This window comes from Streptomyces sp. NPDC023481 (assembly GCF_055560195.1).
Genome location: NZ_JBVHJE010000001.1, coordinates 841682 through 868243 on the forward strand (window position 1 = coordinate 841682; position 26562 = coordinate 868243).

The 26562-nt window shown below is 72.9% G+C and carries 28 protein-coding genes and 1 pseudogene; 16 read left to right on the top strand and 13 right to left on the bottom strand.

All coding sequences use genetic code 11. From position 1 onward, the window contains the following. Positions 1 to 166 precede the first annotated feature (166 nt). A complete protein-coding gene (locus ACZ3ZD_RS03985; protein ID WP_467393148.1) occupies positions 167 to 1156 on the bottom strand; it encodes a heavy metal transporter in 990 nt (329 codons plus the stop codon). 104 nt (positions 1157 to 1260) lie between these two features. Here ACZ3ZD_RS03985 and dapE point away from each other — a divergent pair, with 104 nt between their 5' ends. Together dapE and ACZ3ZD_RS03995 are read left to right on the top strand one after the other, a co-directional pair. Further along, on the top strand, positions 1261 to 2340 hold the full coding sequence (dapE, locus tag ACZ3ZD_RS03990) for a succinyl-diaminopimelate desuccinylase (RefSeq protein WP_467393150.1): 1080 nt from the start codon (positions 1261 to 1263) through the stop codon (positions 2338 to 2340). 109 nt (positions 2341 to 2449) lie between these two features. Continuing rightward, entirely contained in the window at positions 2450 to 3208 is a 759-nt protein-coding gene (locus ACZ3ZD_RS03995; RefSeq protein WP_467393152.1) for an LOG family protein, read from the top strand. A gap of 38 nt (positions 3209 to 3246) precedes the next feature. Here ACZ3ZD_RS03995 and folP read toward each other — a convergent pair whose 3' ends face one another. Beyond that, on the bottom strand, positions 3247 to 4107 hold the full coding sequence (gene folP / locus ACZ3ZD_RS04000) for a dihydropteroate synthase (protein WP_467393154.1): 861 nt from the start codon (positions 4105 to 4107) through the stop codon (positions 3247 to 3249). A gap of 139 nt (positions 4108 to 4246) precedes the next feature. Here folP and ACZ3ZD_RS04005 point away from each other — a divergent pair, with 139 nt between their 5' ends. Both ACZ3ZD_RS04005 and ACZ3ZD_RS04010 read left to right on the top strand, forming a co-directional pair. Continuing rightward, positions 4247 to 4612: a DivIVA domain-containing protein gene (locus tag ACZ3ZD_RS04005; RefSeq protein WP_467393156.1), complete on the top strand. Its 366-nt coding sequence runs from the start codon at positions 4247 to 4249 to the stop codon at positions 4610 to 4612. Continuing rightward, on the top strand, positions 4609 to 5196 hold the full coding sequence (locus tag ACZ3ZD_RS04010) for a DNA-3-methyladenine glycosylase I (RefSeq protein ID WP_467393158.1): 588 nt from the start codon (positions 4609 to 4611) through the stop codon (positions 5194 to 5196). The genes ACZ3ZD_RS04005 and ACZ3ZD_RS04010 overlap by 4 nt, the downstream gene beginning before the upstream one ends. A 48-nt stretch (positions 5197 to 5244) precedes the next feature. On the opposite strand, the gene chcB is transcribed toward ACZ3ZD_RS04010, so the two are convergent. After that, a complete protein-coding gene (gene chcB, locus ACZ3ZD_RS04015; protein ID WP_467393160.1) occupies positions 5245 to 6048 on the bottom strand; it encodes a 2-cyclohexenylcarbonyl CoA isomerase in 804 nt (267 codons plus the stop codon). Positions 6049 to 6420: 372 nt separating this feature from the next. On the opposite strand from chcB, the gene ACZ3ZD_RS04020 reads away from it, so the two are divergent. Beyond that, positions 6421 to 6588, top strand: a complete 168-nt coding sequence (locus tag ACZ3ZD_RS04020) for a DUF3117 domain-containing protein (protein ID WP_018544333.1) — start codon at positions 6421 to 6423, stop codon at positions 6586 to 6588. An 85-nt stretch (positions 6589 to 6673) separates the two neighbouring features. Here the strand turns inward: ACZ3ZD_RS04020 and ACZ3ZD_RS04025 are convergent, their stop codons facing one another. Further along, the gene (locus tag ACZ3ZD_RS04025; RefSeq protein WP_467393321.1) at positions 6674 to 7372 is read right to left on the bottom strand and encodes an O-methyltransferase; all 699 of its coding nucleotides are present in this window, start codon (positions 7370 to 7372) and stop codon (positions 6674 to 6676) included. A 234-nt stretch (positions 7373 to 7606) separates the two neighbouring features. Between ACZ3ZD_RS04025 and sigE the strand changes: the two genes are divergently transcribed. The 5 genes from sigE to ACZ3ZD_RS04050 all read left to right on the top strand — a co-directional run bounded on the left by sigE (position 7607) and on the right by ACZ3ZD_RS04050 (position 12829). Further along, on the top strand, positions 7607 to 8317 hold the full coding sequence (sigE, locus tag ACZ3ZD_RS04030; protein ID WP_467393162.1) for an RNA polymerase sigma factor SigE: 711 nt from the start codon (positions 7607 to 7609) through the stop codon (positions 8315 to 8317). Beyond that, positions 8314 to 9282: a zf-HC2 domain-containing protein gene (locus tag ACZ3ZD_RS04035; protein ID WP_467393164.1), complete on the top strand. Its 969-nt coding sequence runs from the start codon at positions 8314 to 8316 to the stop codon at positions 9280 to 9282. The genes sigE and ACZ3ZD_RS04035 overlap by 4 nt, the downstream gene beginning before the upstream one ends. 132 nt (positions 9283 to 9414) lie before the next feature. Beyond that, the gene (locus ACZ3ZD_RS04040; RefSeq protein ID WP_467393166.1) at positions 9415 to 11385 is read left to right on the top strand and encodes a S1C family serine protease; all 1971 of its coding nucleotides are present in this window, start codon (positions 9415 to 9417) and stop codon (positions 11383 to 11385) included. A gap of 83 nt (positions 11386 to 11468) precedes the next feature. Beyond that, a complete protein-coding gene (locus ACZ3ZD_RS04045) occupies positions 11469 to 11927 on the top strand; it encodes a sec-independent translocase (protein ID WP_467393168.1) in 459 nt (152 codons plus the stop codon). Positions 11928 to 12163: 236 nt separating this feature from the next. Then, positions 12164 to 12829, top strand: coding sequence for a hypothetical protein (locus ACZ3ZD_RS04050; RefSeq protein WP_467393170.1), 666 nt, complete (start codon positions 12164 to 12166; stop codon positions 12827 to 12829). Between the two features lie 101 nt (positions 12830 to 12930). Here ACZ3ZD_RS04050 and ACZ3ZD_RS04055 read toward each other — a convergent pair whose 3' ends face one another. From ACZ3ZD_RS04055 to ACZ3ZD_RS04065, 3 genes are read right to left on the bottom strand one after another with little or no spacing between them, the layout of a single operon-like run. Continuing rightward, positions 12931 to 14064 carry an Mrp/NBP35 family ATP-binding protein gene (locus tag ACZ3ZD_RS04055; RefSeq protein WP_467393172.1) on the bottom strand — a complete coding sequence of 378 codons (1134 nt, stop codon included), beginning with the start codon at positions 14062 to 14064 and terminating at the stop codon, positions 12931 to 12933. Between the two features lie 43 nt (positions 14065 to 14107). Beyond that, positions 14108 to 14722 carry a DUF1003 domain-containing protein gene (locus ACZ3ZD_RS04060; protein ID WP_467393174.1) on the bottom strand — a complete coding sequence of 205 codons (615 nt, stop codon included), beginning with the start codon at positions 14720 to 14722 and terminating at the stop codon, positions 14108 to 14110. Continuing rightward, the gene (locus ACZ3ZD_RS04065; RefSeq protein WP_467393176.1) at positions 14712 to 16001 is read right to left on the bottom strand and encodes a magnesium transporter MgtE N-terminal domain-containing protein; all 1290 of its coding nucleotides are present in this window, start codon (positions 15999 to 16001) and stop codon (positions 14712 to 14714) included. The genes ACZ3ZD_RS04060 and ACZ3ZD_RS04065 overlap by 11 nt, the downstream gene beginning before the upstream one ends. 216 nt (positions 16002 to 16217) lie before the next feature. Here ACZ3ZD_RS04065 and ACZ3ZD_RS04070 point away from each other — a divergent pair, with 216 nt between their 5' ends. Beyond that, positions 16218 to 16961, top strand: a complete 744-nt coding sequence (locus ACZ3ZD_RS04070; protein ID WP_467393178.1) for a hypothetical protein — start codon at positions 16218 to 16220, stop codon at positions 16959 to 16961. A 61-nt stretch (positions 16962 to 17022) separates the two neighbouring features. Here ACZ3ZD_RS04070 and ACZ3ZD_RS04075 read toward each other — a convergent pair whose 3' ends face one another. Both ACZ3ZD_RS04075 and ACZ3ZD_RS04080 read right to left on the bottom strand, forming a co-directional pair. Further along, entirely contained in the window at positions 17023 to 17538 is a 516-nt protein-coding gene (locus ACZ3ZD_RS04075; protein WP_467393180.1) for a hypothetical protein, read from the bottom strand. Positions 17539 to 17571: 33 nt separating this feature from the next. After that, positions 17572 to 18696 (bottom strand): magnesium and cobalt transport protein CorA, encoded by a 1125-nt coding sequence (locus tag ACZ3ZD_RS04080; protein ID WP_467393182.1) that lies wholly within the window; start codon positions 18694 to 18696, stop codon positions 17572 to 17574. Between the two features lie 457 nt (positions 18697 to 19153). On the opposite strand from ACZ3ZD_RS04080, the gene ACZ3ZD_RS04085 reads away from it, so the two are divergent. Next, positions 19154 to 19738 carry a suppressor of fused domain protein gene (locus ACZ3ZD_RS04085; RefSeq protein ID WP_467393184.1) on the top strand — a complete coding sequence of 195 codons (585 nt, stop codon included), beginning with the start codon at positions 19154 to 19156 and terminating at the stop codon, positions 19736 to 19738. A 30-nt stretch (positions 19739 to 19768) separates the two neighbouring features. Here ACZ3ZD_RS04085 and ACZ3ZD_RS04090 read toward each other — a convergent pair whose 3' ends face one another. Further along, entirely contained in the window at positions 19769 to 20968 is a 1200-nt protein-coding gene (locus ACZ3ZD_RS04090; protein ID WP_467393186.1) for an MFS transporter, read from the bottom strand. A 110-nt stretch (positions 20969 to 21078) separates the two neighbouring features. Between ACZ3ZD_RS04090 and ACZ3ZD_RS04095 the strand changes: the two genes are divergently transcribed. The 3 genes from ACZ3ZD_RS04095 (at position 21079) to ACZ3ZD_RS04105 (ending at position 23500) form a co-directional block, all read left to right on the top strand. Then, on the top strand, positions 21079 to 21720 hold the full coding sequence (locus ACZ3ZD_RS04095) for a DUF6758 family protein (protein ID WP_467393188.1): 642 nt from the start codon (positions 21079 to 21081) through the stop codon (positions 21718 to 21720). 243 nt (positions 21721 to 21963) lie between these two features. Next, positions 21964 to 22821: a PHP domain-containing protein gene (locus tag ACZ3ZD_RS04100; RefSeq protein WP_467393190.1), complete on the top strand. Its 858-nt coding sequence runs from the start codon at positions 21964 to 21966 to the stop codon at positions 22819 to 22821. A 73-nt stretch (positions 22822 to 22894) separates the two neighbouring features. Then, the gene (locus tag ACZ3ZD_RS04105; RefSeq protein ID WP_014674825.1) at positions 22895 to 23500 is read left to right on the top strand and encodes a MarC family protein; all 606 of its coding nucleotides are present in this window, start codon (positions 22895 to 22897) and stop codon (positions 23498 to 23500) included. A gap of 54 nt (positions 23501 to 23554) precedes the next feature. On the opposite strand, the gene ACZ3ZD_RS04110 is transcribed toward ACZ3ZD_RS04105, so the two are convergent. Beyond that, a complete protein-coding gene (locus ACZ3ZD_RS04110) occupies positions 23555 to 23707 on the bottom strand; it encodes a hypothetical protein (RefSeq protein ID WP_467393192.1) in 153 nt (50 codons plus the stop codon). A gap of 207 nt (positions 23708 to 23914) precedes the next feature. On the opposite strand from ACZ3ZD_RS04110, the gene ACZ3ZD_RS04115 reads away from it, so the two are divergent. Beyond that, entirely contained in the window at positions 23915 to 24820 is a 906-nt protein-coding gene (locus ACZ3ZD_RS04115) for an NYN domain-containing protein (protein WP_467393194.1), read from the top strand. Between the two features lie 43 nt (positions 24821 to 24863). On the opposite strand, the gene ACZ3ZD_RS04120 is transcribed toward ACZ3ZD_RS04115, so the two are convergent. After that, the gene (locus tag ACZ3ZD_RS04120) at positions 24864 to 25754 is read right to left on the bottom strand and encodes an alpha/beta fold hydrolase (RefSeq protein WP_467393196.1); all 891 of its coding nucleotides are present in this window, start codon (positions 25752 to 25754) and stop codon (positions 24864 to 24866) included. A 179-nt stretch (positions 25755 to 25933) separates the two neighbouring features. Beyond that, positions 25934 to 26562 (bottom strand): annotated as a pseudogene (locus tag ACZ3ZD_RS04125) (DEAD/DEAH box helicase); the annotation flags it as partial.

Genomic DNA, 26562 nt, shown 5'->3' on the forward strand with positions numbered 1-26562 from the left:
CATCGCATTATCAGGTGTGGATAAAAACGGGCAAAGGACGTCCGCGGAACGATCCGCAGAATCCTTCCACCCCTTGATTTCACGGGGAACGCGCCCTCGGACACGCCACCCGCTCCCACCGCCGGACGCACCCACCCCGCACAACCCGCCGGAGTGACGGGCCGTACTACTGTCCGGCCACGATCCGGACGGCGCCCACGGACCTCTCCGGCCCCGCGGCCCCCTGCGAACCGGCCGTCCGCCACGTGTCGCCACCGCTCCCCGCGGTCCACTCCCGCCCCGCGTACGACACCCGTTCGATGTGCAGCACCGAGGACTTGGCGACCGCCCACTGCGCGAGCTGCCAGCCCCGCTCCCGCTCGCCGCGCCCGCTCGCGTCCCGCCGCGTGCCCTCCGGCACCGGGACCGTCACCGTCCGCCCGTGCGCGGTCGCGGTGACACTCGGCGACGGGGACGGCGACGGCACCGGTGTCCCGCCCACCACCGCACCGGTCTCCTGGAGCGCGTCCCGCCCGAAGTCCCGTACCAGCGCCCGGCGCACCGCGTCGGGACCGGTCGCCGAGGCGTCGCCCCGCGGACGCCCGTCGCAGGTCAGGGAGGCCGCCGCCCGCCCGGTCAGGGCCGCGGCGAGCAGCGTGGCGTCCGTCTCGTGCTTGGCGTACGCCTCCGGGTAGCCGCTGTGCTGCACCCGCTGCGCGGCCACCGTCAGCGGCAGCCGCGGGTAGTCCGGCACCTTCGCCAGATGGGCGTAGAAGATGCCCGCCGCGTACGCCGGGTCCATGATCTGCCGCTTCGTGCCCCAGCCCTGCGAGGGCCGCTGCTGGAACAGGCCCAGCGAATCCCGGTCGCCGTGCTCGATGTTGCGCAGCCCCGACTCCTGCAGCGCGGTCGCCAGCGCGATCGCCACGGCCCGCTCGGGCATCCCGCGCCCGGTGCCGACGGCGGCGATGGTCGCCGCGTTCACCGCCTGCTCGGGCGTGAACGCGTACGACGCCCCGTCACCGGAGGCCGCGACCACCTTGCAGCCGCGCGCCCCGCCACCGGTGACGTACTGCACCACCAGGTACGCGGCGACACCGCACAGGACCAACAGGGCCGCGCAGACACGCAGGAGACGGGCGCGGCGCTTGGGACGGGTGGGGGACGGCTCTGACACGCGTACAAGGTACTGGAGCCCCGCCGGCCCCCCGCCGGGGGTACGGGAAGGCCGGCCGCACGCGCGCTCCGGCCCGGGCGGCGCGGAGCGCTAGGGTCGTGAGCATGGCCGACACCTCCCTTGATCTCACGCTGGACGCCGCCGCGCTCACCGCGCAGCTCGTGGACTTCCCGTCCGAGAGCGGCACCGAGAAGCCCCTCGCGGACGCCGTCGAGGCCGCCCTGCGCGCCCTGCCGCACCTCACGGTCGACCGCCACGGCAACAACGTGGTCGCCCGCACGAACCTGGGCCGCGCCGAACGCGTGATCCTGGCCGGTCACATCGACACCGTGCCGATCGCCGACAACGTGCCCTCGCGGCTCGACGAGGACGGCGTGCTGTGGGGCTGCGGCACCTGCGACATGAAGTCGGGCGTGGCGGTGCAGTTGCGCATCGCGGCCACGGTCCCCGCCCCCAACCGCGACCTGACCTTCGTCTTCTACGACAACGAGGAGGTCGCCGCCCACCTCAACGGCCTCCGGCACGTCGCCGAGGCCCACCCGGACTGGCTGGCCGGGGACTTCGCGGTCCTGCTGGAGCCCTCCGACGGCGAGGTGGAGGGCGGCTGCCAGGGCACGCTGCGGGTGCTGCTGCGCACCAGGGGCGAGCGGGCCCACTCGGCGCGCGGCTGGATGGGTGCCAACGCCATCCACGCGGCGGCCCCGATCCTGGCCCGCCTGGCCTCCTACGAGGCCCGCCGGCCGGTCATCGACGGCCTGGAGTACCGCGAGGGCCTGAACGCGGTGGGCATCGGCGGGGGAGTGGCCGGGAACGTCATCCCGGACGAGTGCGTGGTCACGGTCAACTTCCGCTACGCCCCCGACCGCACCGAGGAGGAGGCGATCGCGCACGTCCGCGAGGTGTTCGCGGACTGCGGTGTGGAGGAGTTCGTGGTGGACGACCACAGCCCCGGCGCGCTGCCCGGGCTCTCCCACCCGGCCGCGGCGGCCTTCATCGAGGCGGTGGGCGGCACCCCGAAGCCCAAGTACGGCTGGACGGACGTCTCCCGCTTCTCCGCGCTCGGCGTCCCCGCGGTCAACTACGGCCCCGGCAACCCGCACCTGGCCCACAAGCGCGACGAGCGGGTGGAGACGGCGGAGATCCTCGCGGGCGAGGAGCGCCTGCGCGCCTGGCTCACCGCCTAGACGCCGTCCGGGAACGCGTCGGCGCGTGCCGGACACGCGCCGGTCCTCCCTCCGTAACCCGCGTGGATCTAGTCTGAGATCGAACTACCGGCAAGCGGAGGGAGCGCACATGGCTACCGGAAACCCCGAGGGGAAGAAGCAGCCGCCGGACGAGCAGCGGCTCGGACCGGTCCTCCGACGGCGGGGTCAGGTGACGTCCAGCACGACCGACCAGCGGCTGCTGGACGAGCGTGCCCCCACGGACTGGGTGCACACCGACCCCTGGCGGGTCCTGCGCATCCAGTCGGAGTTCATCGAGGGCTTCGGCACCCTGGCCGAACTCCCGCCCGCCATCAGCGTGTTCGGCTCGGCACGGACACCGGTGGACTCGCCGGAGTACGACGCCGGGGTGCGGCTCGGCCGCGGCCTGGTGGAGGCCGGCTGGGCGGTCATCACCGGCGGCGGTCCGGGAGCCATGGAGGCGGCCAACAAGGGGGCGTGCGAGGCGGGCGGCACTTCGGTCGGTCTCGGCATCGAGCTGCCCTTCGAGCAGGGGCTGAACCCGTACGTCGACATCGGGCTGAACTTCCGGTACTTCTTCGTCCGCAAGATGATGTTCGTGAAGTACGCCCAGGGTTTCGTGGTCCTGCCCGGCGGCCTCGGCACGCTCGACGAACTCTTCGAGGCCCTCACCCTGGTCCAGACCCAGAAGGTCACCCGCTTCCCGATCGTCCTCTTCGGCAGCGCGTACTGGGGCGGCCTGGTGGACTGGCTGAGGAACACGCCGGTGGCCCAGGGCAAGGCCGCGGAGAAGGACCTCCTCCTGTTCCACGTCACGGACGAGGTGGACGAGGCGGTCGCCCTGGTCTCCAAGGAGGCGGCCCGCTAGCACCGGCCAGGCACCCGGGGTCCCCCCCGGGTGCCTGCCTAGGCCAGGCCCCGGCGTGCCACGGCGGGGGCCCGGTGGCCGGCGAGGGACGCGACCATGTCCAGCACCTGACGGGTCTCGGCCACCTCGTGCACCCGGTACACCCGCGCCCCGAGCCAGGCGGAGACCGCGGTCGTCGCCAACGTACCGATCAGGCGTTCCTTCACCGGCCGGTCCAGCGTCTCGCCCACGAAGTCCTTGTTCGACAGCGACACCAGCACCGGCCAGCCCGTCGCCACCATCTCGTCCAGCCGCCGGGTCGCCTCCAGGCTGTGCCGGGTGTTCTTCCCGAAGTCGTGCCCGGGATCGATCAGCACGGACTCCCGCGGCACCCCGAGCGCCACCGCCCGCTCGGCCAGCCCGAGGGTCACGTCCAGGATGTCGGCCATGACGTCGTCGTACGTCACCCGGTGCGGACGCGTCCGCGGCTGCGCGCCCCCCGCGTGCGTGCACACCAGCCCCGCCCCGTACCGCGCCGCGACCTCCGCGAGCCCCGGGTCGACCCCGCCCCAGGCGTCGTTCAGCAGATCCGCGCCCGCCTCGCACACGGCCTCGCCGACCTCGGCCCGCCAGGTGTCCACGCTGATGACCACGTCGGGGAACCGGCGCCGTACCTCCGCCACGAACCCGACCGTGCGGCGCGCCTCCTCCTGGGCCGAGACCTCCTCGCCGGGCCCGGCCTTGACCCCGCCGATGTCGATGATCTCGGCGCCCTCGGCCACCGCCTGCCGCACGCGCGCGAGGGCCGGCTCGTCGCGGAAGGTGGCTCCCCGGTCGTAGAAGGAGTCCGGCGTCCGGTTCACGATCGCCATGATCACCGGCTCGTGCGGGCCGAATTCCCGCCTGCCCAGCCTGAGCATCCGCTGTGACCTCTCCTTGTACGTTCCGCAGTTACGGCCGCCTGTGACCCTAACTGTCGGACCCGCATGGCACGATCGGAGCCTGACAGTTTCAGCGTCCGGCACAACGTCCGGCACGGAGCGTGGGGACCCTAAGGCGATGGTGATGTTCTTGTTCCTGGTCGTCGCGCTGGCCGTCGTGGTCGCCACGGTGACCCTGGCCGTGGTGGGGGGCGGTGAGAGCGCCCCGCTGCCCGAGGTGGCGCCGGAGCGGCTGCAGGACCCGCTGCCCGCGGACCGCCCGGTGAGCGGCGCGGACGTGGAGAGCCTGCGCTTCCCGCTCGCCCCGCGCGGCTACCGCATGTCCGACGTCGACGACGCCCTCGGCCGGCTCGCCGCCGAACTGGCCGAGCGGGACGCCCGGATCGCCGACCTGGAGTCCGCGCTGGCCGGCGCCAGAGCCGCGGCGGCGCACGTCCACCAATCCCGTCCGGAGCAGGGCGAGGGCACGGAGGAGCGGCGATGAGCACGGGAGCGGCCCTCGCCGGGCCGGACGGCGTCCTGCGCTGCCCCTGGGCCCTGTCCACCGAGGACTACGTGGCGTACCACGACGAGGAGTGGGGCCGCCCGGTCCACGGCGACGACGCCCTCTTCGAGCGGCTCAGCCTGGAGGCCTTCCAGTCGGGCCTGTCGTGGATCACGATCCTGCGCCGCCGCCCCGGCTTCCGCGCGGCCTTCGCCGGCTTCCGCATCGAGAAGGTCGCCGCCTTCACCGACACCGACCGCGAGCGCCTGCTGGCCGACCCGGGCATCATCCGCAACCGCGCCAAGGTCGACGCGACCCTCGCCAACGCGCGCGTGCTCGCCGACTGGGCCGAGGGCGAGCTGGACGAGCTGATCTGGTCCCACGCCCCCGACCCGGCCGGCCGGCCGGCCCCGCGGACCCTCGCGGACGTCCCGGCGGTGACCCCGGAGTCGACGGCCCTGTCCAAGGCGCTGAAGAAGCGGGGGCTCCGGTTCGTCGGCCCGACGACGGCGTACGCGCTGATGCAGGCGTGCGGCCTGGTCGACGACCACCTGGAGGCCTGCGCGGCCCGCAGCACCCCGTAGGAGGGCGCGGGGCCGCGCCGGTCCGGCGGCCCCGCGGACCCGGCGGACTCAGCGGCCGAGGTACTTGGGCTTCTCCTTGTTCACGAACGCCTGTACGGCGATCGCGTGGTCCTCGGACCGCCCCGCCCGCGTCTGGAGTTCGTCCTCCTTCTGCAGGGTCTCCTCCAGCGAGTGCGTCAGACCGAAGGCCACCGCCTCCTTGAGCGCCGCGTACGCCACCGTCGGCCCCTCGGCCAGCGCCCGCGCCACCTGCTCGGCCTCGGCGCGCAGCTCGGCCGCCGGTACGACCCGGTTGGCGATGCCCAGCTCCAGCGCGTCCCGCGCGCCGATGCTGCGCGGGAACAGCAGCAGGTCGGCGGCGCGGCCCGGGCCGATCACCCGGGGCAGCGTCCAGGAGATGCCGGAGTCGGCGGTGAGGGCCACGCCCGCGAACGACGTGTTGAAGGAGGCGGTGTCGGCCACCACGCGGTAGTCCGCGGCGAGCGCGAAACCGAACCCGGCCCCGGCCGCGACGCCGTTCACCGCCGCCACCACCGGCTTCGACGCCCCGGCGAGGGCCCGCACGATCGGGTTGTAGTGCTCCTTGACCGTGCTCATCGTCTGCCCCGACCCGGTCTCACGGTCCGACGCGAGCAGCCCGATGTGCTCCTTGAGGTCCTGGCCCACGCAGAACGCCCGGTCCCCGGCCGCGGTCAGCAGGATCGCCCGTACGGCCGTGTCGCCGGCCGCGGATTCCGCCGCCTCCCTGAGGGCGACCTTGGTGGCGATGTTCAGCGCGTTCATCGCCTCGGGGCGGTTCAGCGTGATCGTCGCGAGTCCGTCGCTCACCTCGTAGAGCACGGTGTCGGCCATGGCGGTCCCCTCCGGTGTCGCGGCTGGTGACGTACCGCTCGGTACGCCCCTGTATGGGGACAGCATGGCGGAGATCGCCGCCCGGGAGCCGGACCGGACGTGTGACCTGCGTCAAAGAAAACCGCGACGGATCCGCGCGACCGATCTCCGCGGGGCGGCGAAGTATCGCAGTCACATCGCCGAATTGGGTGGTTTTGCTCGCGCGCGTTGCCCAAGCGATGCCGACTGATGTTGGTCATCGGGTCCTGGGATGCGGGATAATGGCTGGGAAGCAATGTGTTCGATGCCGGTGTCGCGTGTCCGTTGTGGATGGCGGCTGCCCTCGCGGGGCCGTCGGCAGACGATGAGCTGGTTTCAGGAAGGGGAACGAGCATGGCGGCCATGAAGCCGCGGACGGGCGATGGCCCGCTCGAGGTGACCAAGGAGGGGCGGGGCATCGTCATGCGCGTTCCGCTCGAAGGCGGCGGTCGACTCGTCGTGGAGCTGACCCCTGACGAGGCCGAGGCGCTCGGCGACGCCCTCAAGAAGGTCGTCGTCTGACGTCCCAGTCATCCTGTCCTACCGGCTGCCCCGGCATCGTACGCGGTGTCGGGGCAGCCGCGTCCCGCCGCCCGTGCCCGCGGCCTCAGCGCTTGACGGCGCACAGCAGGCCGTCGCCCACCGGCAGCAGCGAGGACACCAGCTCCGGGCTCTCCCGGACGGTGCGCAGCAGCTCGCGCAGCCGCAGCACCTCGGTCGGCTGCGGCCCCGAGTCGACCGTGCGGCCGTTGGCGAACACGCCCTCGAAGACGACCAGGCCGCCCGGCCTCAGCAGACGCAACGATTCGGCGAGGTAGTCCGGGTACTCCAGCCGGTCGCCGTCGCAGAAGACGAGGTCGTAGCCGGCGTCGGCGAGCCGCGGGAGCACGTCCAGCGCGCGGCCGGGGATGAACCGGGCCCGGTTGCTGGCGAAGCCGCAGACGCGGAAGGCCTGCCGGGCGAACTGCTGGTGGTCCGGCTCCGGGTCCACCGTGGTGAGCACCCCGTCCGGCCGCATCCCGTGCAGCAGGTGCATCCCGGACACCCCGCAGCCCGTACCGATCTCCGCGACCGCCTTCGCGTCCACGGAGGCGGCCAGCAGTCGCAGCGCGGCGCCCGTGCTGGGCGACACCGAGCGCAGCCCTGCCTCGCGGGCCCGCTCCCGGGCCCAGCGCAGCGCTTCGTCCTCGGCGACAAAGGCGTCGGCGAACGCCCAGCTCGTCTGCCGGTTGCCGCTAATGACCCTCTCCTGTCCCCGTGGTTGCCTGGGCGTGACTGTATCCGTTGGCGTCGGGAACCCGCAGATGGGACCGGGCGTTTAGCAGGATGAGCCGGTGGTCGGGGACGCGACGGGGGGCGAGAGGTGGACCAGGGTGCCGAGCAACTGCTGACGCAGCCGGATGAGCCGTATCAGCGTGTATCAAATTCTCGTAAAACCGCTTATCCGGAGCTAACGGGCGAGGTGGCTATGGTAGGGGCTCCACTGGACACCACCAGAGCCGACAGGGGAGGTGCGGCTGCGCCCGGGGACCGGGGCGGAGTGCTGCGGCGCTTCCTCGGGTCGGCGGGCAGGCCGAAATCCGTGACCGACACCGCTGACAGCCACGCCACCCGTCTCGCCGCCGGCGAGGCCCAGACCGCGACCTTCGCCACCGACGCGGACGCGCAGGCGTGGACTCCGCCCACGTGGGACGAGATCGTCAGCACGCACAGCGGCCGGGTCTACCGTCTCGCCTACCGCCTGACGGGCAACCAGCACGACGCGGAGGACCTCACCCAGGAGGTCTTCGTCCGCGTCTTCCGCTCCCTGTCGACGTACTCGCCCGGCACCTTCGAGGGCTGGCTGCACCGCATCACCACGAACCTCTTCCTGGACATGGTCCGGCGCAAGCAGCGCATCCGCTTCGACGCCCTCGGCGAGGACGCGGCCGAGCGCCTGCCCAGCCGCGAGCCCACCCCGCAGCAGCTGTTCAACGACGCCCACTTCGACGCCGACGTCCAGCAGGCCCTCGACACCCTCGCGCCCGAGTTCCGCGCCGCCGTCGTCCTGTGCGACATCGAAGGCCTGTCCTACGAGGAGATCGCCGCGACCCTCGGCGTGAAGCTCGGCACCGTCCGCTCCCGTATCCACCGCGGCCGGTCCCAGCTCCGCAAGGCCCTCGCACACCGCTCCCCGGAGGCCCGCGCGGCCGAGCGGCGCTCCTTCCTGGCCCAGGTCCCCGCTCTGGGAGGAGGGGGCGCGACCGCGTGAGTGGAACACGGCCGAAACCTGTCGGGAAGGCGCACCTCGCAGAGCAGCACCTGGGAGACCGGCTCTCCGCCCTGGTGGACGGAGAACTCGGTCATGAGACGCGTGAGCGCGTCCTCGCGCACCTGGCGACCTGCGCCCGGTGCAAGGCGGAGGCGGACGCCCAGCGCGCGCTGAAGAACGTGTTCGCGGAGGCGGCCCCGCCCCCGCCGTCGGCGAGCTTCCTGGCCCGTCTCCAGGGGCTCCCCGGGGGAGGTGACCCGGACGGCGGTGGCACGCCGTCCGGCGGGGGCGGACTCCTCGGCGGCGCCACCGGACCCCTCGGCGTGAGGCGCGACGAGCGCCTCCCGTTCGGGTACGTCCCAGCCCGCGGCTTCCTCCCGGACGGTGTCCCCGCGCCCGGGGACCGCGGCTTCCGCGTCCACCCCGTCGGCCGCCCGGACGACGGGCGCTCCGCCTCGCGCGGACTGCGGTTCGCGTTCGCCGCCGCCGGCGCGGTGTCGCTGGCCGCGATCGCCCTCGGCGGTGTGACCACCGCCGTCCCCGGCGCCCTGAGCGCGGACGCCCGGGGCTCCGCCGGCACCGGCAGCAATGTCACCCCGGCCCGTCCGGCCGGCACCGGCCCGGTGGGCGGCGCGGCCACGCCGGACAGCCAGCGCCGCCGCCCGGCCGGGCCGCTGCTCGCCCAGGGCGGCCCGCTGACCGGCCCGGCCCCGGCGGCGCCGACCACGCTGTCCGCGCCGCTGCTGCCCGGGGTGCCGACTCCCGGCGAGGCGGTGCGCGGGCTGACCGCTCCGGTGCTGGCCGGCGCGGCGGCCGTCTCCCCGCTGATACGCCCGCTCGGCGACACCGTGGCCCTGCCGCTCGCCGACTGGTCCGACACCGTCGCGGCCACCGGCTCCGGCCTGCTGACACCCGCCGACCCCGACGCCCCCACCTCATCGAGCGCGTCCCGCCCGTCGCCCTGACCGGCCACTGCGCCACGGCCCGCGGACCTGGTTGAATCCGGTGAGGCCGGCCCCGCGGCGACGCCCCGGGAGCGGCAGCCGACGTTCCACGGCCGCGGGCGACGCGCGGTCGTGGCCAGCCGTGGGGAGAGCATGAACGAGGGGAACCCTGTCCCGCCGGTGGCCGGCCCGGAGGGAACGGCGGGCACGACACCGGCCACCCGGAGTGCGGGGGCCGCGCCGGAAAACGCCACGGCCGACGGCGACTTCGAACTGGCCAAGCCGGCCCGGCCGCCGCTGCCCGACGTGGACGAGCGGGACGCCGTGGCGGCCGACGCGGGGGAGGCCGTAGCGGAGGAAGCCGGGGTGGCCGAAGGGGAGGCCGTAGCGGCGCAAGCCGGGGTGGCCGAGGCGGGCGCCGGGACCGCCGGGGCGGCTCCCGATGAGCGCCCCAGGCCGCTGCACGACCCCGACCCCTACGGGACCCCGCCCTACGGCGAACCCGGCCCCTGGGCCCCGGCCCCGCCGGTGCAGCACCCGGCGGCCGTTCCGGCCCAGGGGGCGACTGGTCCCGTGCCGGCGGCTCCGCCGGTGCACCGTCCGGCGGCGACTCCGGCCGCCGGGACGGCCGGCCCCGTGCTCGCGGCCTCGCCGATGCAGCATCCGGCGACGGCCTCGGCCCACGGCATGACCGTCCCAGCGCCCCCGGCCCCGTCGGTGCAGCATCCGGCGGCCGCTCCGGCCCCCGGGTCGACCGTCCCCGCGCCCCAAGCCCCGCCAGTCCAGCACCCGGCGACGGCCCCCGGCACGACCATCCCCACGCCCCCGTCCCCGCCGGCGGTCCAGCACCCGGCGACGACTCCGGCCCCCGGCGCGCCCGTTCCCGCGCCGTCGGCGCCTCCCGTACCGGCGGTCGCGATCGGAGACCCGGGCGCCGGCCCCTGGGCTCGCTACGACCCCTGGGCCGGCGCGGTGCAGGGGCCGTTGCAGCAGGCCGGCGTTGGGGGGCCCGTCGGGTCGCAGCTCGGCCGGAGGGCGCGGCGGAGGCTGCTCGTGTGGAGCCTGGCCGTCGCCCTCGTCGCCGCGGCCGTGGGCGGTGCCGTCGGCGCGTACGTCGAAAAGGACGCCCTCGGCGGAGGGGCGCGGCTGCCGCAGGCCGGGCGGGCGCCGGACAGCGTGGCCGGGATCGCCGCCCGCGCCCTGCCCAGCGTGGTGACGCTGCACGTCAGGGGGGCCGACGAGGCGGGCACCGGCACCGGTTTCGTGCTCGACACCGAGGGTCACATCCTCACCAACAACCACGTCGTCCAGCCCGCCGGGTCGGGCGGCGAGATATCCGTGACGTTCAGCAGCGGCGACACCGTCAAGGCCGAGGTCGTCGGCCGGGACAGCGGCTACGACCTCGCCGTCGTCCAGGTGCACGGTGTCCACGGCCTCACCCCGCTGCCCCTCGGCGACTCCGACCGCGTCAGGGTCGGCGACCCCGTCGTGGCCATCGGCGCCCCCTTCGACCTCGCGGGCACGGTCACCGCCGGCATCATCAGCGCCAAGGAGCGGCCCATCACGGCCGGCGGGGAGAAGAGCGACGGCAGCGACGTGTCGTACGTCGACGCCCTCCAGACCGACGCCCCGATCAACCCGGGCAACTCCGGCGGACCGCTGCTCGACTCCCGGGCCCGGGTCATCGGCGTCAACTCCGCCATCCGTTCCGCAGGCGGCGGCACCGACTCCGACGGCGGCCAGGGCGGCTCCATCGGCCTCGGCTTCGCCATACCGGTCAACCAGGCCAGGCGGGTAGCCGAGGAACTGATCCACGACGGCCGTGCCACGCACCCGGTGATCGGCGTCACCCTGGACCTGGGCTACACCGGCGACGGCGCCCGTGTCGACGACACGAGCGCGGGCGGCGGCCCCGCCGTCCGCAGGGGCGGTCCCGGCGAGCGGGCCGGCCTGCGGGCGGGGGACGTCATCACCGAGGTCGGCGGGGAGCGCGTGCACACCGGCGAGGAGCTGATCGTCAAGATCCGCGCCCACCGGCCCGGCGACCGGCTGCGGCTCACGGTGGAACGCGACGGCACCGCGCGGGAGGTGTCACTCGTCCTGGGCGCCGCGGAACAGAACTGACACAAGTCTCACCTGGGGACGGTACCGGTCGGACGGGATCGCCGGGTACCGTTGAGCGACCGAGGACTCGCGAGGAGCGTCAGGTGTTCAATGACATAGGGCCACTGGAGCTGGTGACCATCATCGTGCTCGCCGTGCTCGTCTTCGGTCCGGACAAGCTCCCGAAGGTCATCCAGGACGTGATGCGCACGATCCGGAAGATCCGCGAGTTCTCGGAGAGCGCGAAGCAGGACATCCGCAACGAACTGGGTCCGGAGTTCAAGGACTTCGAGTTCGAGGACCTCAACCCCAAGACGTTCATCCGCAAGCAGCTGGACAACGAGGACCTGGGGCTGAAGGAGATCCGCAACGGCTTCGACCTGAAGAAGGAGATGGCCGAGGTCACGGACGCCGTCCACAGCCGTGACACCGGCGCGTCCTCCTCGTCGTCCCACTCCGGGGGCTCCTCCGGCGGTACCTCCGGTGGTCGCGTCGACATGACCAAGAAGCCCGAGACCCCGGGCGACGACGACCGCCCGCCGTTCGACGCGGACGCCACGTAAGCCCCATCCCGCCGACACGCGCACGCGGACGTACGCCGTGCACGTGACGCGTGTCATAGCGCACGCCCCCCGCGCACGGCCTGAACAGGCCGTTCGCGCGACCCACGCACCAAGCGCCTGCCCTGCCGCTTCCAGCGGTGTGGATATGCTGCCGAGTTGTTGTGCGGACCGGACGCGTACGCCCGAAGGGGGGCGGGCCTCCCCGGTCCGACGAGAGCGAGGAGGCGTCCGGGCAGATGGAGACGACGAGTCGGGTGGGCGCGCAGGCGCCGGTCGCGGAGGGCGGAGAGCAACTCCCCTCCGCCCGGCGTACGGTCGACGGTTACCTGCGGGCGACCTTCCCGTGGTACGGCCTCGACGAGGCGTTCACGGGACCGCGCTGGCTGATGCAGGTCGGCACGGCGGCCGACGGCGCCGTCGAGCACGGTTCGATCGGGCACGGTGACGAGCCCTCGGTCCGCGGCGAGACCGGCTCGGCCGGTGAAACGCGGGAGAAGTTCGCGGTCGTGGTGACCGTCGCCGCGCAGCCGTCCCGGCGCAGCGCCGACGGCACGGGCCTGCTGGAGGCGACCTCGGTCTCCTCGGCGGCATGGCTGGCCGGGGTGGGGCTGCTCTCGTTCACCTGGCCCGGCCAGATGGACCACGGCCTGCGCGACGACTGGCTGGAGCAGCAGACCGAGACGGCGTGGGCGCTGGCCGACGACCTCGACGGCCCGGAGTGGTCCCGGCTGTCCCTCCCGGTGGACGGGGTGGCGGCCTCCTTCCACTACCGGGAGTCCGAGTTCGGCTGGATCCTGGCCGGCACCACGGAGGCCGGCGTCCACCTGGGCGCCTACGGCCGCGGAATGAGCGCGTACGGCCTCGGTTTCGCCGCGGTCAAGGACATCACGGCGTACGCCTAGGTCAGCGAAAGAGGTTCATGCGCTGCCCGGGCAGGACGTTCCGGTACGCCACAGGGGCGCCGTCGGCGAGGACGGCGCCCCTGTGGCGTGGCACGGCAGGGTCAGAACTTGTTCCTCGGGGTGATGCCCAGGGACAGGCCCGACAGGCCCCGCTGGCGGCCGCCCAGCTTCCCGGCGATCGCGCGCAGGGCCGAGCCCGCCGGGGAGTCCGGGTCGGTCAGCACCACCGGCTTGCCCTCGTCGCCGCCCTCGCGGAGGCGGACGTCGATCGGGATGTTGCCGAGGACCGGGACCGTCGTACCCGTCGTGCGGGTCAGGCCGTCGGCGACCAGCTGGCCGCCGCCCGTGCCGAAGACGTCGACCATCTCGCCGCAGTGCGGGCAGGGCAGGCCGGACATGTTCTCGACCACGCCGACGATCTTCTGGTGGGTCTGCACCGCGATCGAGCCCGCACGCTCGGCCACCTCGGCCGCCGCCTGCTGCGGGGTCGTCACGACCAGAATCTCGGCGTTCGGGACCAGCTGGGCCACGGAGATCGCGATGTCACCGGTGCCGGGCGGCAGGTCCAGGAGCAGCACGTCCAGGTCGCCCCAGTAGACGTCCGCGAGGAACTGCTGGAGCGCGCGGTGCAGCATCGGGCCGCGCCACACGACCGGCGCGTTGCCCGGCGTGAACATGCCGATGGAGATGACCTTCACGCCGTTCGCGGACGGCGGCATGATCATGTTCTCGACCTGGGTGGGCCGGCCGTCGGCGCCCAGCATGCGCGGCACGCTGTGGCCGTAGATGTCGGCGTCCACGACACCGACCTTCAGGCCGTCGGCGGCCATCGCCGCCGCCAGGTTCACCGTCACCGAGGACTTGCCGACGCCGCCCTTGCCGGACGCGACCGCGTAGACCCGGGTGAGGTTGCCCGGCTTGGCGAAGGGGACCTCGCGCTCGGCCTGGCCGCCGCGCAGGGCGTTCGCCAGTTCCTTGCGCTGCTCGTCGCTCATCACGTCCAGCGTGACGTCGACGCGGGTGACACCCTCGACCCGGGAGACCGCCTCGGTGACGCGCCGGGTGATGGTGTCGCGCATCGGGCAGCCGGACACCGTCAGGTACACGGTGACCGCGACCGCTCCGTCCGCGCCGATGTCCACCGATTTGACCATCCCGAGTTCGGTGATCGGGCGGTTGATCTCGGGGTCGTTCACCGTCGCCAGTGCCTCGCGCACCGCGTCTTCCGTAGCCATAAAGACGATGGTACGGCGCGCCGAGGGGCCTGAGGGATGCCCCTCAGCGGTCGTCTGTGTCACGTCCGGGCGGCCGTTCCGCCCGTTCCGCCGGGAATACGACGTGCCCGGGGTGCCCGTCGTGCCGGCGGCGTTCGTCCAGCTCCTTCATCAGGTCCTGGAGTTCCGAGCGGATCCAGTCCCGGGTGGCGACCTCGCCCAGGCCCGTGCGCAGCGCGGCGACCTCCCGGGTCAGGTACTCGGTGTCGGCGATGGACCGCTCGTTCTGCTTGCGGTCCTGCTCCAGGTTGACCCGGTCGCGGTCGTCCTGCCGGTTCTGCGCGAGCAGGATCAGCGGGGCCGCGTAGGACGCCTGGAGCGACAGCATCAGGGTGAGGAAGATGAACGGGTACTCGTCGAAGCGCAGATGGCGGGGCGCGGCGATGTTCCACACCACCCACACGATGATGACGACCGTCATCCAGACGATGAAGCGTCCCGTGCCCAGGAACCGGGCGATCTTCTCCGACAGCCGGCCGAAGGCCTCCGGGTCCCACTCGGGCAGGAACCGGTGGCGGGGCGGGCGCGGCTGGTCCAGCCGGGCCGCCCGGGGCCGCCCGGCGGCCGTGGCGCCCGCCGGGTGGCGTTCGCGGGTCGCGGTCTCGCGCTCAGGAGCCATGTGCGGGCGCCTCCTCTCCCTCGTCCAGGTGGAACTCCGTCTCCCGCCAGTCGTCGGGCAGCATGTGGTCCAGTACGTCGTCCACGGTCACCGCGCCGAGCAGCGATCCCGACTCGTCCACGACGGGCGCCGCCACCATGTCGTACGTGGCGAAGAACCCGGCGACGACCGGCAGCGCCGCGTCCGGGTCCAGCGCTTGCAGGTCGTCGTCGACGAGCGAGCTGACCAGGGTGTAGGGCGGGTCCCGCAGCAGCCGCTGGAAGTGGACGGTGCCCAGGTACTTGCCGGTCGGGGTCTCGTCGGGCGGGCGGCAGACGTAGACCTGGGCGGCGAGGGCCGGGGAGAGGTCCGGGTTGCGCACCCGGGCGAGCGCGTCGGCGACGGTGGCGTCCGGCCGCAGCACGATCGGCTCCGTCGTCATCAGACCGCCGGCCGTGTGCTCCTCGTACGACATCAGGCGGCGCATGTCGGCCGCGTCGGAGGGCTGCATCAGGCTCAGCAACCGCTCCTTGTCCTCCTCGGGGAGTTCGGAGAGCAGGTCGGCCGCGTCGTCCGGGTCCATCGCCTCCAGCACGTCCGCGGCGCGCTCCTCCTTCAGCTTGCCGAGGATCTCGATCTGGTCGTCCTCCGGCAGCTCCTCCAGGACGTCGGCGAGCCGGTCGTCGTCCAGGGCGGCGGCGACCTCGGCCCGCCGCTTGGGGGAGAGGTGGTGCAGCACGTTGGCGAGGTCGGCGGGGCGCAGCTGCTCGAAGGTGGCGAGCAGGCTCTCGGCGCCCTGCCCGTGCTCCTCCAGGGAGAAACCGGTGACGGCCGACCACTCGGCGGTCAGCGTCTCGCCCTTCGCCCGCCGGAAGGCACTGCCCTTGCGGCCCTTGCGCAGGAAGACCCGGTCGACCTCCCAGTCGCGGCGGGCGGGCAGCTGCTGCACGGACACGTCGAGGACGGTGACCTCCTCGCCGGTCTCCACCAGGGTCACCCGCCGGTCCAGCAGCTCGCCGAAGACGAGCCGCTCGGTGGGCCGCTGCTCGAAGCGGCGGACGTTGAGCACACCGGTGGTGATGACCTGGCCGGACTCGATGCCCGTGATCCGGGTCATGGGCAGGAAGATACGGCGCCTGGTGGACAGTTCGACCACCAGCCCGAGAACGCGCGGTGGCCGTCGCCGGACGCGCAGCATGACGACCATGTCGCGTACGCGGCCCACCTGGTCGCCGGTCGGATCGAAGACGGGGACCCCGGCGAGGTGCGAGACGAAGATCCGGGGGGCGCCGGCTGCCATGGCTCTGCTTCCTTTGCCTGGGAGACGCTGGGGACGCTGGGAACTGCGGTGTGTGGAATTTGCTCGGGTTTGCCCGCTCGGGTGCGCTTCAGGCTAGCCCGTACCGGTGGGACACGGCGTGGTGGGGGGTCCGGACGGACTGGCTCCGCCGGGCGGCCGGGGCACCGGTACGCTGCGGTACGCCGCTCAGGAACCGTCAGAAAGGCGACCCCACCTGTGACTGCGATGCCCCAGGGCCGTACCCGCCGGTCCCTGCTGGTGACGGCGAGCTGCGCACTGGCCGTGACGGGAGCGATGGTGCTGTCGGGGTGCGGCGGCGGCGATCCGGACGCGGGGACCAACGGGGTGGGCAAGCTGCCCCCGGCGAAGATCCAGGCGAGGACCCGGGCCGCGGCGGACGCGGCCCCCGCCGTGCGGCTGTCCGGGACCGTGGTCACCAGCGGCCGCACGTACCGCCTCGACATGCGGCTCAAGGCCGACGGCGGCACCGGGTCGGTGACCTCGCAGGGGGCCACCTTCAAGCTGCTGCGGATCGGGCGGGAGCTGTACCTCAAGGCGGACGCGGACTTCTGGAGCCACGCCGACGGCAGCGACGGCACCCCGGGCAAGCTGGACGGCAAGTACGTGAAGGTCCCGCAGGGCGATCCCGCGTACAAGAAGTTCAGCGGCTTCACGGACAAGGGCGTCCTCCTCGACGGTCTGCTGACCCTGCACGGCGCGCTGGCGACGGACGGCCACCACTCCGACCAGTCGGGTACCCGCACGATCCGCATCACCGGCGACAAGGGCGCGGGCGGCACGCTGGACGTCTCCCTCCAGGGCACGCCCTACCCGCTGCGCCTGGTCCGCGCCGGCGACGCGGGGACGCTCCGCTTCTCCGACTGGGGCCGGAACTTCGCCGTCGAGGAACCGGCCAAGTCGGAGACCGTGGACTACGGCAGGCAGCTCCCGACGTCCTAGAACGCCCGCACGCGCCCGGTCCCGCACCGCCGGGCCACGCCGGCGCGCGGGCCGGTGCCGGTCACTTCCTGCGGCGGCGCCCCAGCAGCAGCTTCGGCAGGCCCGCCGGGACCGGTCCGCGGGTGGTGGCGGGGCTCGGGACGGGGCGTTCGGCCAGGTCACCGGAGGGCAGCGGGGCCACGGAACCGGCCGGCACCAGGCGCAGCACCCGGCACTCGCGGGCCCAGCGGGCCGGCATCTCCTCGCCGTCGGGCGCGTTCAGCCGTTTGCCCTTCAGCTCGGCGACGGCCGCCTCCCACTCCGCGGAGCCGGACGCCTGCTCGGACACGGTCACCGGGAACGTCACCAGCCGGCCGCCCTTGTCCTTGCTGCGCACGCTCACCTCGGCGGTGCCGCCGTCGGCCAGCCCCTCCAACGGCTGCTCACCGGGACCGTCACCGACCACGCACAGCGCGCCCTCGTGCCACACGTGCCACAGCGCCCGCGCGGCCGGAGCGCCGGCGGCCCTGACCCAGATCAGGCCGGACTTCTTCGAGGCCTCCTCGATGAGGGCCCGGTCGAGCAGCTCGCTTGTCATGAGCCCCAGCCTAACCAGGCCGGACCGGCCCGCTCACAGCCAGCCGTTGCGCTTGAGCGTGCGGTGGATGCCCAGGCACAGGGCGACCGTGACGCCCATGATCACCGGGTAGCCGTACTTCCAGTGCAGCTCGGGCATGTACTTGAAGTTCATGCCGTAGACCCCGCACACCATCGTCGGTACGGCGATGATGGCCGCCCACGCGGTGATCTTACGCATGTCCTCGTTCTGCGCGACGGACGCCTGCGCGAGGTTGGCCTGGAGGATGGAGTTGAGCAGTTCGTCGAAGCCCAGCACCTGCTCCTGGACCCGTGCGAGGTGGTCGGCGACGTCCCGGAAGTACTTCTGGATGTCGGGGTCGATCAGCCGCATGGGCCGCTCGCTCAGCAGCTGCATGGGCCGCAGCAGCGGCGCCACCGCCCGCTTGAACTCCAGTACCTCGCGCTTGAGTTGGTAGATCCGCGCCGAGTCCACACCGCGCGAGACGCCACCCTTGCGGCCGGGCGAGAAGACCTCGGTCTCCACCTCGTCGATGTCGTCCTGCACCGCGTCGGCGACCGCGATGTAACCGTCCACCACATGGTCGGCGATGGCGTGCAGCACGGCCGAGGGGCCCTTGGCGAGCAGCTCGGGGTCGTCCTGGAGCCGGTGCCGCAGGGCCCGCAGCGAGCCCTGGCCGCCGTGCCGGACGGTGATGAAGAAGTCCCGGCCGGTGAAGCACATGACCTCGCCGGTCTCGACGACCTCGCTGTTGGCGGTGAGCCGGTCGTGCTCGACGTAGTGGATGGTCTTGAAGACGGTGAACAGCGAGTCGTCGTAGCGCTCCAGCTTGGGCCGCTGGTGCGCCTGCACCGCGTCCTCGACGGCCAGTGGGTGCAGCCCGAACTCGCCCGCGATCCCGGCGAATTCGGCCTCGGTGGGCTCGTGCAGCCCGATCCAGACGAAGCCGCCGTCGCGGCGCACCAGCCGCATCGCCTCCTGCGGGGTGAGCGGGCCCGCGCTCTGCACCCGGGCGCCGTCGCGGTAGACGGCGCAGTCGACGACGGCCGAGGGCGTGCCGGGGGCGCGCGTGGTGTCGTACGAGGGGCTCTGGTCCTTGCGCAGCGAGACGCGGGAGGACGGGCGGACCACGGCACGCAGGTCGCGGATCATCGACATGGGCAGGCTCCTTCGCGGGCGGGCAGCAAGGGCGCGCGGCGACGGGTGGAACTACCCGGAATGGGGACGTCCTGGCTGTGCGTGTTTGGCGCGTCCACAAAGCGGGGAGCACCGCACCGTCGCGGTGGCGGCTTCGCTGCTGATGCAGAACTGATTCAGATCAGACAGATCAGGCAAAGCGAGACGAAGTGCTCTTCCGAACGACGGAGCGCAAGGGAAGGCGGCGGCCAGCCGGTAACCAATCAGCAGCCGGAAGAGCGAGTGGTACTGCACGGTCGACTTCGATCCATGACAGCCCCACCTCCTCCGGCCGGTCCCTCGTAAGGGAGTCTCGTCGGCGTCGGGGACCCGATAGCCACGCTTGGCGTGCTGCCCCGAACCACCGGCTCAGAGTACCAGCCGCCCGTACTGTCAAGGCGCCGCTTTGCCCGCTACTGACGAGTTCTATGCTCGGCGCATGGTTGATGTTCTTCCTCTGGTCGAGGCCCGGTTGACCACCGCGCTGGGCGAACCGGACGCCCGGGCCGCGGTCACCTTCCTCGGCACGGACCGTATCGAGGTGCTCCGCTTCCAGGAGGGGGACGTCGTCCGGTACGCCACCCTCGGCATGTCCCGGCAGCCCATGACGGATCCCGCGGCGATCCTCGCCGACCCGGTCAAGGGCCCCCGCGCCGAACTGGTCCTGTCCGTCCGCGCGGGCGTCGCCGACACCGACAAGGTGCTCCGCCCGCTCGCCGTGCTGGCCGCGACCCCGCAGGTGGAGGGCCTGGTGGTGACCCCGGGTGCCTCACTCGACGTGGGCGAGCCGCTGTGGCCCGGCGCCCCCTTCACCTCCGTCCTGGTGGGCGAGCCCGGCGGGCTGGTGGAGGACCTGGAGCTGGACGCCCCGCTGGACCCCGTACGGTTCCTGCCGCTGCTGCCGATGACCCCGAACGAGGCCGCCTGGAAGCGGGTGCACGGCGCCCAGGCCCTCCAGGAGCGCTGGCTCGGACACGGCACGGACCTGCGGGACCCCGCCCGCAGGTCCGTCCCGATGGAGTGAGCAAGCTCACCAAGGCCCGCCCGGGGAGCATCAGTTGGCGAAGACGGAGACCCCGTCCTCGGTGGCGTGCCGCGTCTGGAGCTCCTCGGTCTCGTGGGCGAGGGACCGACGCCGTACGAGGATGACCAGCGCGCCCAGCACCGCCGTGACGGCCGCGACGACGAACGGGACGTGGAGGTCGGTCCACTCCTCGATCTTCGGCGCGAAGTAGGGCGCCGCGGCGGCGGCGAACCAGCGGACGAAGTTGTAGCCCGCGCTCGCCACCGGGCGCGGGGCGTCCGACACGCCGAGGGCCAGCTCGGTGTAGACGGTGTTGTTCACGCCGATGAAGGCACCGGACAGGACCGTGCAGACGACGGCCGTGGTGTGGTCGCCGTAGCCGAGCACGAGGACGTCCGCGGCGAGCAGCACCAGCGAGCCGCCGAGCACCTTCAGCGAGCCGAACCGCTCCTGCATGCGCGGGGCCACGACCACCGAGAACACGGCGAGCAGCAGGCCCCAGGCGAAGAACACCGCGCCCGAGCGGTACGGGGTCATGTCCAGCACGAACGGGGTGAAGGCCAGCACGGTGAAGAACGTGTAGTTGTAGAAGAACGCGGAGACCGCCGCCGAGGCCAGGCCGCCGTGCCCGAGCGCCCGGAGCGGGTCGAGCACCGAGGTCCTGCGGGCCGGCTTCGGCTGCTCCTTGAGGAACGCGGTGATGCACAGGAAGCCGATCGCCATCAGCGTGGCCGTGCCGAAGAAGGGGTATCGCCAGCTGATGTTGCCGAGGACCGCGCCGAGCAGCGGGCCGCAGGCCATGCCGAGGCCGAGCGCGGACTCGTACAGCAGGATCGCCGCCGCGCTGCCGCCGGCGGCCGCGCCCACGATGACCGCGAGGGCGGTGGAGACGAAGAGCGCGTTGCCGAGGCCCCAGCCGGCCCGGTACCCGACGAGCTGGCCGACGGTGCCGGAGGTGCCGGCCAGACCCGCGAAGACGACCACGAAGGCGAGCCCGAGCAGCAGGGTCCTGCGGCCGCCGATGCGGCTGGAGACGAACCCGGTCAGCAGCATCGCCACGGCGGTGATCAGGAAGTACGAGGTAAAGAGCAGGGACACCTGGCCGGGGGTGGCGTCCAGGCCCCGGGCGATCGACGGCAGGATCGGGTCGACGAGGCCGATGCCCATGAAGGCGACCACGGAGGCGCCGGCCGTGGCCCAGACCGCCTTGGGCTGCCGGGTCAGGTTCATCTGTGCTCCCCTCGGAAGTTAGTTCTGCTAATTAGTGTATGTTACATCGAATTTGCCGGACGGGTGATCGTCCTTGACGTGGGCGGGCGGGGGTAGGACCGTGGAGCCCTATGAGGGGCGAACCCAGTTGCCCGAGGTGCGGTGGCCGGGTCAGGGCTCCCGGACTCTTCGCCGATGCGTGGCAGTGCGATGTGCATGGCCCGGTGTTTCCGCTGCAGCCTGTGATCCCGCCCAGCGTCGAGGCGCTCAACGTCGTGGTGCACCGCACCCAGGTCCCGGTGTGGATGCCGTGGCCCCTGCCGGTCGGCTGGCTGTTCACGGGCGTGGCGTACGCCGGTGACGACCGCAGCGGCGGCCGGGCGACCGCGGTGGCCTGCTCGGGCCCCGGCCCGCTCGGCGGCCCCGGCGAGATGATCCTGATCGCCGAGGAGCTCGGCGTCGGCCTCGGCGCGCACTACGCCGGCATCGACGGCCCCGACCCCGGGTCGTACATGAACGTCGAGAAGCCCCCGCAGGCCAAGGTGCTGGCCGCCGGCCGTCCGACCCCCCTCTGGCACGTCTACCGCACCCCCGACGACCGGGCCGTCTTCGCCGGCGAGGCGCTCGGCATGTGGCTGTGGGCCGTGATGTGGCCCGAGCAGTCCGGCCTGCTCATGTACGACGAGCTGGTGCTGACCGATCTGCGGGACGCGGGGGCGGAGATAGACCTGGTGCCCTGCGGGGCGCTGTCGCCGCGCCTGCTCCGGCCGTAGGGCCGCCTGGGGGTGTCGGATGCTGTACGGCGGCCGTGTTGCGGCTGCGGCTGCGGCTGCCTCTGCCTCTGCCTCTGCGGCTGCCTCCGCGTCTGCGGGTCCATCGTGGCCGGTCGCGTGGTTCTCCGTGCCCCCTGGTCGGGTGCCGTAGGGGGCGCTCGGCGGTTGCGGGTGTGACAGTGGGGGTGGAAAACACCGCTATCCTTAGGTGTCCCCTTCTTCCGTCGCCTGCCTGGAGTTCGCGTGCGTATCGATCTGCACTGTCACTCCACGGCGTCCGACGGTACGGACACCCCTGCCGAGCTGGTGCGCAAGGCCGCCGTCGCCGGGCTGGACGTCGTCGCGCTGACCGACCACGACACCACCCGGGGGTACGGCGAGGCGATCGCCGCGCTGCCCGAGGGGCTGACGCTGGTCACCGGCGCCGAGCTGTCCTGCCGGATCGACGGCGTCTCGATGCACCTGCTGGCCTACCTCTTCGACCCCGAGGAGCCGGCCCTGCTCGCCGAGCGCGAGCTGGTCCGCGACGACCGGGTGCCGCGCGCCAAGGGCATGGTCGCCAAGCTGAACGGGCTGGGAGTACCGGTCACCTGGGAGCAGGTCGAGCGGATCGCCGCCGGCGGCTCGGTGGGGCGCCCGCACGTGGCCTCGGCGTTGGTCGAGCTGGGTGTCGTACCCACGGTGAGCGACGCTTTCACCGAGGACTGGCTGGCCGACGGCGGGCGGGCCTTCGTGGAGAAGCACGAGACCGACCCCTTCGAGGCGATCCGCCTGGTCAAGGCCGCGGGCGGGGTCTGCGTGTTCGCGCACCCGGCCGCCGCCAAGCGGGGCCGTACCGTGCCCGAGTCCCGGATCGCGGAACTGGCCGAGGCCGGCCTCGACGGCATCGAGGTCGACCACATGGACCACGACGCCGACGCCCGGGACCGGCTGCGGGGCCTGGCGAAGGAGCTGGGGCTGCTGGTCACGGGCTCCTCGGACTACCACGGCAGCCGCAAGACCGTGACGCTCGGCGCGTACACGACCGACCCCGAGGTCTACGGGGAGATCATCCGGCGGGCGACGGGCGCGTTCCCGGTGCCGGGCACCGGCGGAGCCTGAGGCCCCCGGGGGCCCGACCGCCGTACCACCTCACGCCCGTACGTCCTCTTCCCGCAAGGCCTGCACTCCCCCCATGTTCGACATCGCCGTCTTCGGCTCCCTGTTCCTGACCCTCTTCGTCATCATGGATCCCCCCGGGATCACCCCGATCTTCCTCGCCCTGACCGCCGGCCGGCCGGCCAAGGTGCAGCGGCGGATGGCCTTCCAGGCCGTCTGCGTCGCGGGCGGGGTGATCGCCGTCTTCGGCGTCCTGGGCCACCAGATCCTGAACTACCTGCACGTCTCCGTGCCCGCGCTGATGATCGCGGGCGGACTGCTGCTCCTGCTGATCGCGCTGGACCTGCTCACCGGCAAGACCGACGAGCCGAAGCAGACCAAGGACGTCAACGTGGCGCTCGTACCGCTGGGCATGCCGCTGCTCGCGGGGCCCGGCGCGATCGTGTCCGTGATCCTGGCCGTACAGAAGGCCGACAGCGTGTCCACGCAGCTCTCGGTGTGGTCAGCGATCCTCGCCATCCACGTGGTGCTGTGGCTGGTGATGCGCTACTCGCTGCTGATCATCCGGGTCATCAAGGACGGCGGTGTCGTCCTGGTGACGCGGCTCGCGGGCATGATGCTCTCCGCGATCGCCGTGCAGCAGATCATCAACGGGGTCACTCAGGTGATCCGGGGGAGCTGAGCCGACCGGCTCGGCTCCCCCGGAAAGCTTGAGTGGCCGGAGAGGCCGTGCGGGTTATGAGGCCGCGGTGTCGGCCGGGCGGATCCACAGGCGCTGCCCGATGGCGGCGGCCTGCTGCACGATCCGGTTGACGGAGGCGGCGTCCACGACGGTGGTGTCCACGGTGGTCCCGTCGACCTCGTCGAGTCGCATGATTTCGAAGCGCATGGGCTTCTCCCTTCGTCTGGTCATCCTCCTGCGGAGAACTACTTGTGTGACGCCTGGGGTATCCGGCGTCGTACTGAGTCAACGCGGTGCATGTAACAAACATTCCCTACGCTAAAGAAATTTTTCGAACAACTAATTACTGAGCGGTAAGTCGTGGTCGAGGAACCCACCGGCACCGGTTGTGTTCGGACGGTGACCACCGGGACAATGAGCTCGATGAACGACGACCTGGCCGCCCTGGGCGCCCGTATCGAGCGCACGAACGAGCTGCTGGAACGCATGCTCGCCGAGGTGGCGAAGACACCCTCGACCCACGCGATCTTCGTGGACGCGGGGTATCTGTACGCGGCCGCCGGCCGGCTCGTCGCCGGAACCGAGGACCGCCGCGCCTTCGACATCGACGCCGAGGGCCTGATCGACGCGCTCATCGACAAGGCCCGCCAGATCTTCGCGGACAGCCGGCTGCTGCGCGTGTACTGGTACGACGGCGCCCGCCGCCGCATCCACACCGCCGAGCAGCAGTCCATCGCCGAGCTGCCCGACGTCAAGGTCCGCCTCGGCAACCTCAACGCCAACAACCAGCAGAAGGGCGTCGACTCGCTGATCCGCAGCGACCTGGAGTCACTGGCCCGGCACCGCGCGATCAGCGACGCGGCCCTCCTCGGCGGCGACGAGGACCTGGTCTCGGCGGTCGAGGCGGCCCAGGGCTACGGCGCCCGCGTCCACCTCTGGGGCATCGAGGCGCCCGAGGGCCGCAACCAGGCCGAGCCGCTGCTCTGGGAGGTCGACAGCCAGCGCACCTTCGACCTGGACTTCTTCAAGCCGTACGTCTCCCGGCGCACCACCGCCGGATACGAGACCGCGGGCGGCGCCCGCCCCACCCGTGAGGACGTCCGCTTCGTCGGCGCGCAGATCGCGGCCCGCTGGCTCGCCGACCGGGGCCGCGAAGCGCTGGTCGAACTCTTCCCGGGCCACCCCTACCTGCCCGGCTCCGTCGACCAGGACCTGCTGGTCGAGGCCGAGGAAGTGCTCCAGTACTCCCTGCGCGGCCACGCGGACCTGCGGCGAGCGCTCCGGGACGGGTTCTGGGAGCATCTGCACGCGCAGTACTAGGGCGTCGTCCTGCCGGGGTGCCCGAGTCCCACCCGAGGGTGCTTCAGCCCTGCCGTGGGGTGCCCGGGGTGTCGTCCCAGAAGTCGGCGAGGGCGCGGGCCGTTTCCAGGGGGCGGTCGGTGTTGGGGGAGTGCTCGGCGCCCTCGACGACCGTCCGGCGCGCCCCCAGCCGTACCGCCATGTCGTCGAGCAGCGGCAGCGGCCAGGTGTCGTCGAGGGCGCCCGACAGCACGTGGAACGGCAGCGGTACGGCCGCCAGTTCGGCGACCCGGTCCGGTTCCGTGCACAACTGACGCCCGGTGGCGAGGAGTTGGGCGGGCTTGGTGCCCAGCCAGCGGCGCCGCAGGTCCTCGCGGTCGTCCAGCCCGGCGTCGAGCGCGGGTGTGTCCGTCTCCTCCGGCGGCTCCATCGCCTGGATCGTCTCCCAGACCTGCGCCATGCTCAGCACCGCGAGCGCGTCCCAAAGCAGCTTCACGCGCTCCTGCTGGGACGTCGAGATCTGCGCCGGCCCGGAGGCCATCAGGGTGAGCGACAGGAACGGCGCCCGGTCCAGCAGTACGGCCGCGCGCGCGATCTGGCCGCCGAGGGAGTGCCCCAGCAGATGCACCGGGCCGCCGATCGCCGCCGCCTGCGCGAGCACGTCCCGCGCCAACTCCTCCTGCGCGTAGGCCGACTCGTCCGTCGCGGGTCCGTCCGACTCGAACTGGCCCCGCCCGTCCACGGCGACGGTACGGTACCCGCGCTCGGCCAGCGGCACGTGCAGCGGGTTGAAGTCCTCCTTGCTGCCGGTGAACCCCGGCAACAGCAGGACCACGCCCCTGGGTTGCACCCCGGCGGCCACGGGGGCGTCGACCACGGCGAACTCCCCCCGGGCCGTGCGCAGCGCGTACGCGCGCGCACCGGGAGGCGGAACGAAGGTGGCGGGCCTGCTCATGGGGAGAGGCTATCGGGCGGGGGTGAGCCGCGCCGTCGGGGGGCGAGGCGGGGGCCCGGGTCCGGGGTGGTGCGGTGGGGTAGTGCGGTGGGGTGGTGAAACGCCGATGGCCGGGTCCACTCGCGTGGACCCGGCCATCGGACCGGTGGTGCGTCACCGCCCGTGCGGGCGGCGCCGGGTCAGGCCTCGGGGGCCTCCACGGCCGCGGCGGTCTTGCGGGTCCGGCGCGGCTTGGGCGTGGCCTCGGCCTCGGCGGTCGCGGGTGCCGTCGCGGCGGCCTTGCGGGTCCGGCGCGGCTTGACGACCGGCTCCTCGGTGGCCTGCGCCGGAATCTCCGGAGCAGCCGCCTCGGCAACGGCCTTACGGGTCCGTCGCGCCTTCGGAGCGGCGACCGCTTCCCCGTCGCCCGCGTCCACGGCGGCGGCCGCGGTCTTGCGGGTGCGGCGGGGCTTGGCCTCGGCTTCCGCTTCGGCGGCCTCGGGCGCGGCTGCGGTGGTCTTGCGGGTGCGGCGCGGCTTGGTTTCCGTGCCTTCCGCGGTGTCCACGGCGGTGGCTGCCGTCTTCCGGGTACGACGCGGCTTGGGCTCCGTGCCTTCCGCGGTGTCCACGGCGGTCTCGGCGGTGGCTGCCGTCTTGCGGGTGCGGCGGGGCTTGGCCTCGGCTTCCGCTTCGGCGGCCTCGGGGGCGGCTGCGGCGGTCTTGCGGGTGCGGCGCGGCTTGGGCTCCGTGCCTTCCGCGGTGTCCACGGCGGTCTCGGCGGTGGCTGCCGTCTTGCGGGTGCGGCGGGGCTTGGCCTCGGCTTCCGCGG

What these genes read in the sequence shown, in the direction of transcription:
- ACZ3ZD_RS04105 (WP_014674825.1), top strand. Translation starts at nt 22,895, where the DNA reads ATGTTCGACATCGCCGTCTTCGGCTCCCTGTTCCTGACCCTCTTCGTC.
- ACZ3ZD_RS04080 (WP_467393182.1), bottom strand. Translation starts at nt 18,696, where the DNA reads ATGTCGATGATCCGCGACCTGCGTGCCGTGGTCCGCCCGTCCTCCCGC.
- ACZ3ZD_RS04065 (WP_467393176.1), bottom strand. Translation starts at nt 16,001, where the DNA reads ATGGCAGCCGGCGCCCCCCGGATCTTCGTCTCGCACCTCGCCGGGGTC.
- ACZ3ZD_RS04055 (WP_467393172.1), bottom strand. Translation starts at nt 14,064, where the DNA reads ATGGCTACGGAAGACGCGGTGCGCGAGGCACTGGCGACGGTGAACGAC.
- ACZ3ZD_RS04050 (WP_467393170.1), top strand. Translation starts at nt 12,164, where the DNA reads ATGGAGACGACGAGTCGGGTGGGCGCGCAGGCGCCGGTCGCGGAGGGC.
- ACZ3ZD_RS04040 (WP_467393166.1), top strand. Translation starts at nt 9,415, where the DNA reads ATGAACGAGGGGAACCCTGTCCCGCCGGTGGCCGGCCCGGAGGGAACG.
- ACZ3ZD_RS04120 (WP_467393196.1), bottom strand. Translation starts at nt 25,754, where the DNA reads ATGAGCAGGCCCGCCACCTTCGTTCCGCCTCCCGGTGCGCGCGCGTAC.
- ACZ3ZD_RS04020 (WP_018544333.1), top strand. Translation starts at nt 6,421, where the DNA reads ATGGCGGCCATGAAGCCGCGGACGGGCGATGGCCCGCTCGAGGTGACC.
- ACZ3ZD_RS04060 (WP_467393174.1), bottom strand. Translation starts at nt 14,722, where the DNA reads ATGGCTCCTGAGCGCGAGACCGCGACCCGCGAACGCCACCCGGCGGGC.
- dapE (WP_467393150.1), top strand. Translation starts at nt 1,261, where the DNA reads ATGGCCGACACCTCCCTTGATCTCACGCTGGACGCCGCCGCGCTCACC.
- ACZ3ZD_RS04005 (WP_467393156.1), top strand. Translation starts at nt 4,247, where the DNA reads ATGGTGATGTTCTTGTTCCTGGTCGTCGCGCTGGCCGTCGTGGTCGCC.
- ACZ3ZD_RS04085 (WP_467393184.1), top strand. Translation starts at nt 19,154, where the DNA reads ATGGTTGATGTTCTTCCTCTGGTCGAGGCCCGGTTGACCACCGCGCTG.
- folP (WP_467393154.1), bottom strand. Translation starts at nt 4,107, where the DNA reads ATGCTCAGGCTGGGCAGGCGGGAATTCGGCCCGCACGAGCCGGTGATC.
- ACZ3ZD_RS04090 (WP_467393186.1), bottom strand. Translation starts at nt 20,968, where the DNA reads ATGAACCTGACCCGGCAGCCCAAGGCGGTCTGGGCCACGGCCGGCGCC.
- ACZ3ZD_RS03995 (WP_467393152.1), top strand. Translation starts at nt 2,450, where the DNA reads ATGGCTACCGGAAACCCCGAGGGGAAGAAGCAGCCGCCGGACGAGCAG.
- chcB (WP_467393160.1), bottom strand. Translation starts at nt 6,048, where the DNA reads ATGGCCGACACCGTGCTCTACGAGGTGAGCGACGGACTCGCGACGATC.
- ACZ3ZD_RS04115 (WP_467393194.1), top strand. Translation starts at nt 23,915, where the DNA reads ATGAGCTCGATGAACGACGACCTGGCCGCCCTGGGCGCCCGTATCGAG.
- ACZ3ZD_RS04075 (WP_467393180.1), bottom strand. Translation starts at nt 17,538, where the DNA reads ATGACAAGCGAGCTGCTCGACCGGGCCCTCATCGAGGAGGCCTCGAAG.
- ACZ3ZD_RS04010 (WP_467393158.1), top strand. Translation starts at nt 4,609, where the DNA reads ATGAGCACGGGAGCGGCCCTCGCCGGGCCGGACGGCGTCCTGCGCTGC.
- ACZ3ZD_RS04110 (WP_467393192.1), bottom strand. Translation starts at nt 23,707, where the DNA reads ATGCGCTTCGAAATCATGCGACTCGACGAGGTCGACGGGACCACCGTG.
- ACZ3ZD_RS04095 (WP_467393188.1), top strand. Translation starts at nt 21,079, where the DNA reads ATGAGGGGCGAACCCAGTTGCCCGAGGTGCGGTGGCCGGGTCAGGGCT.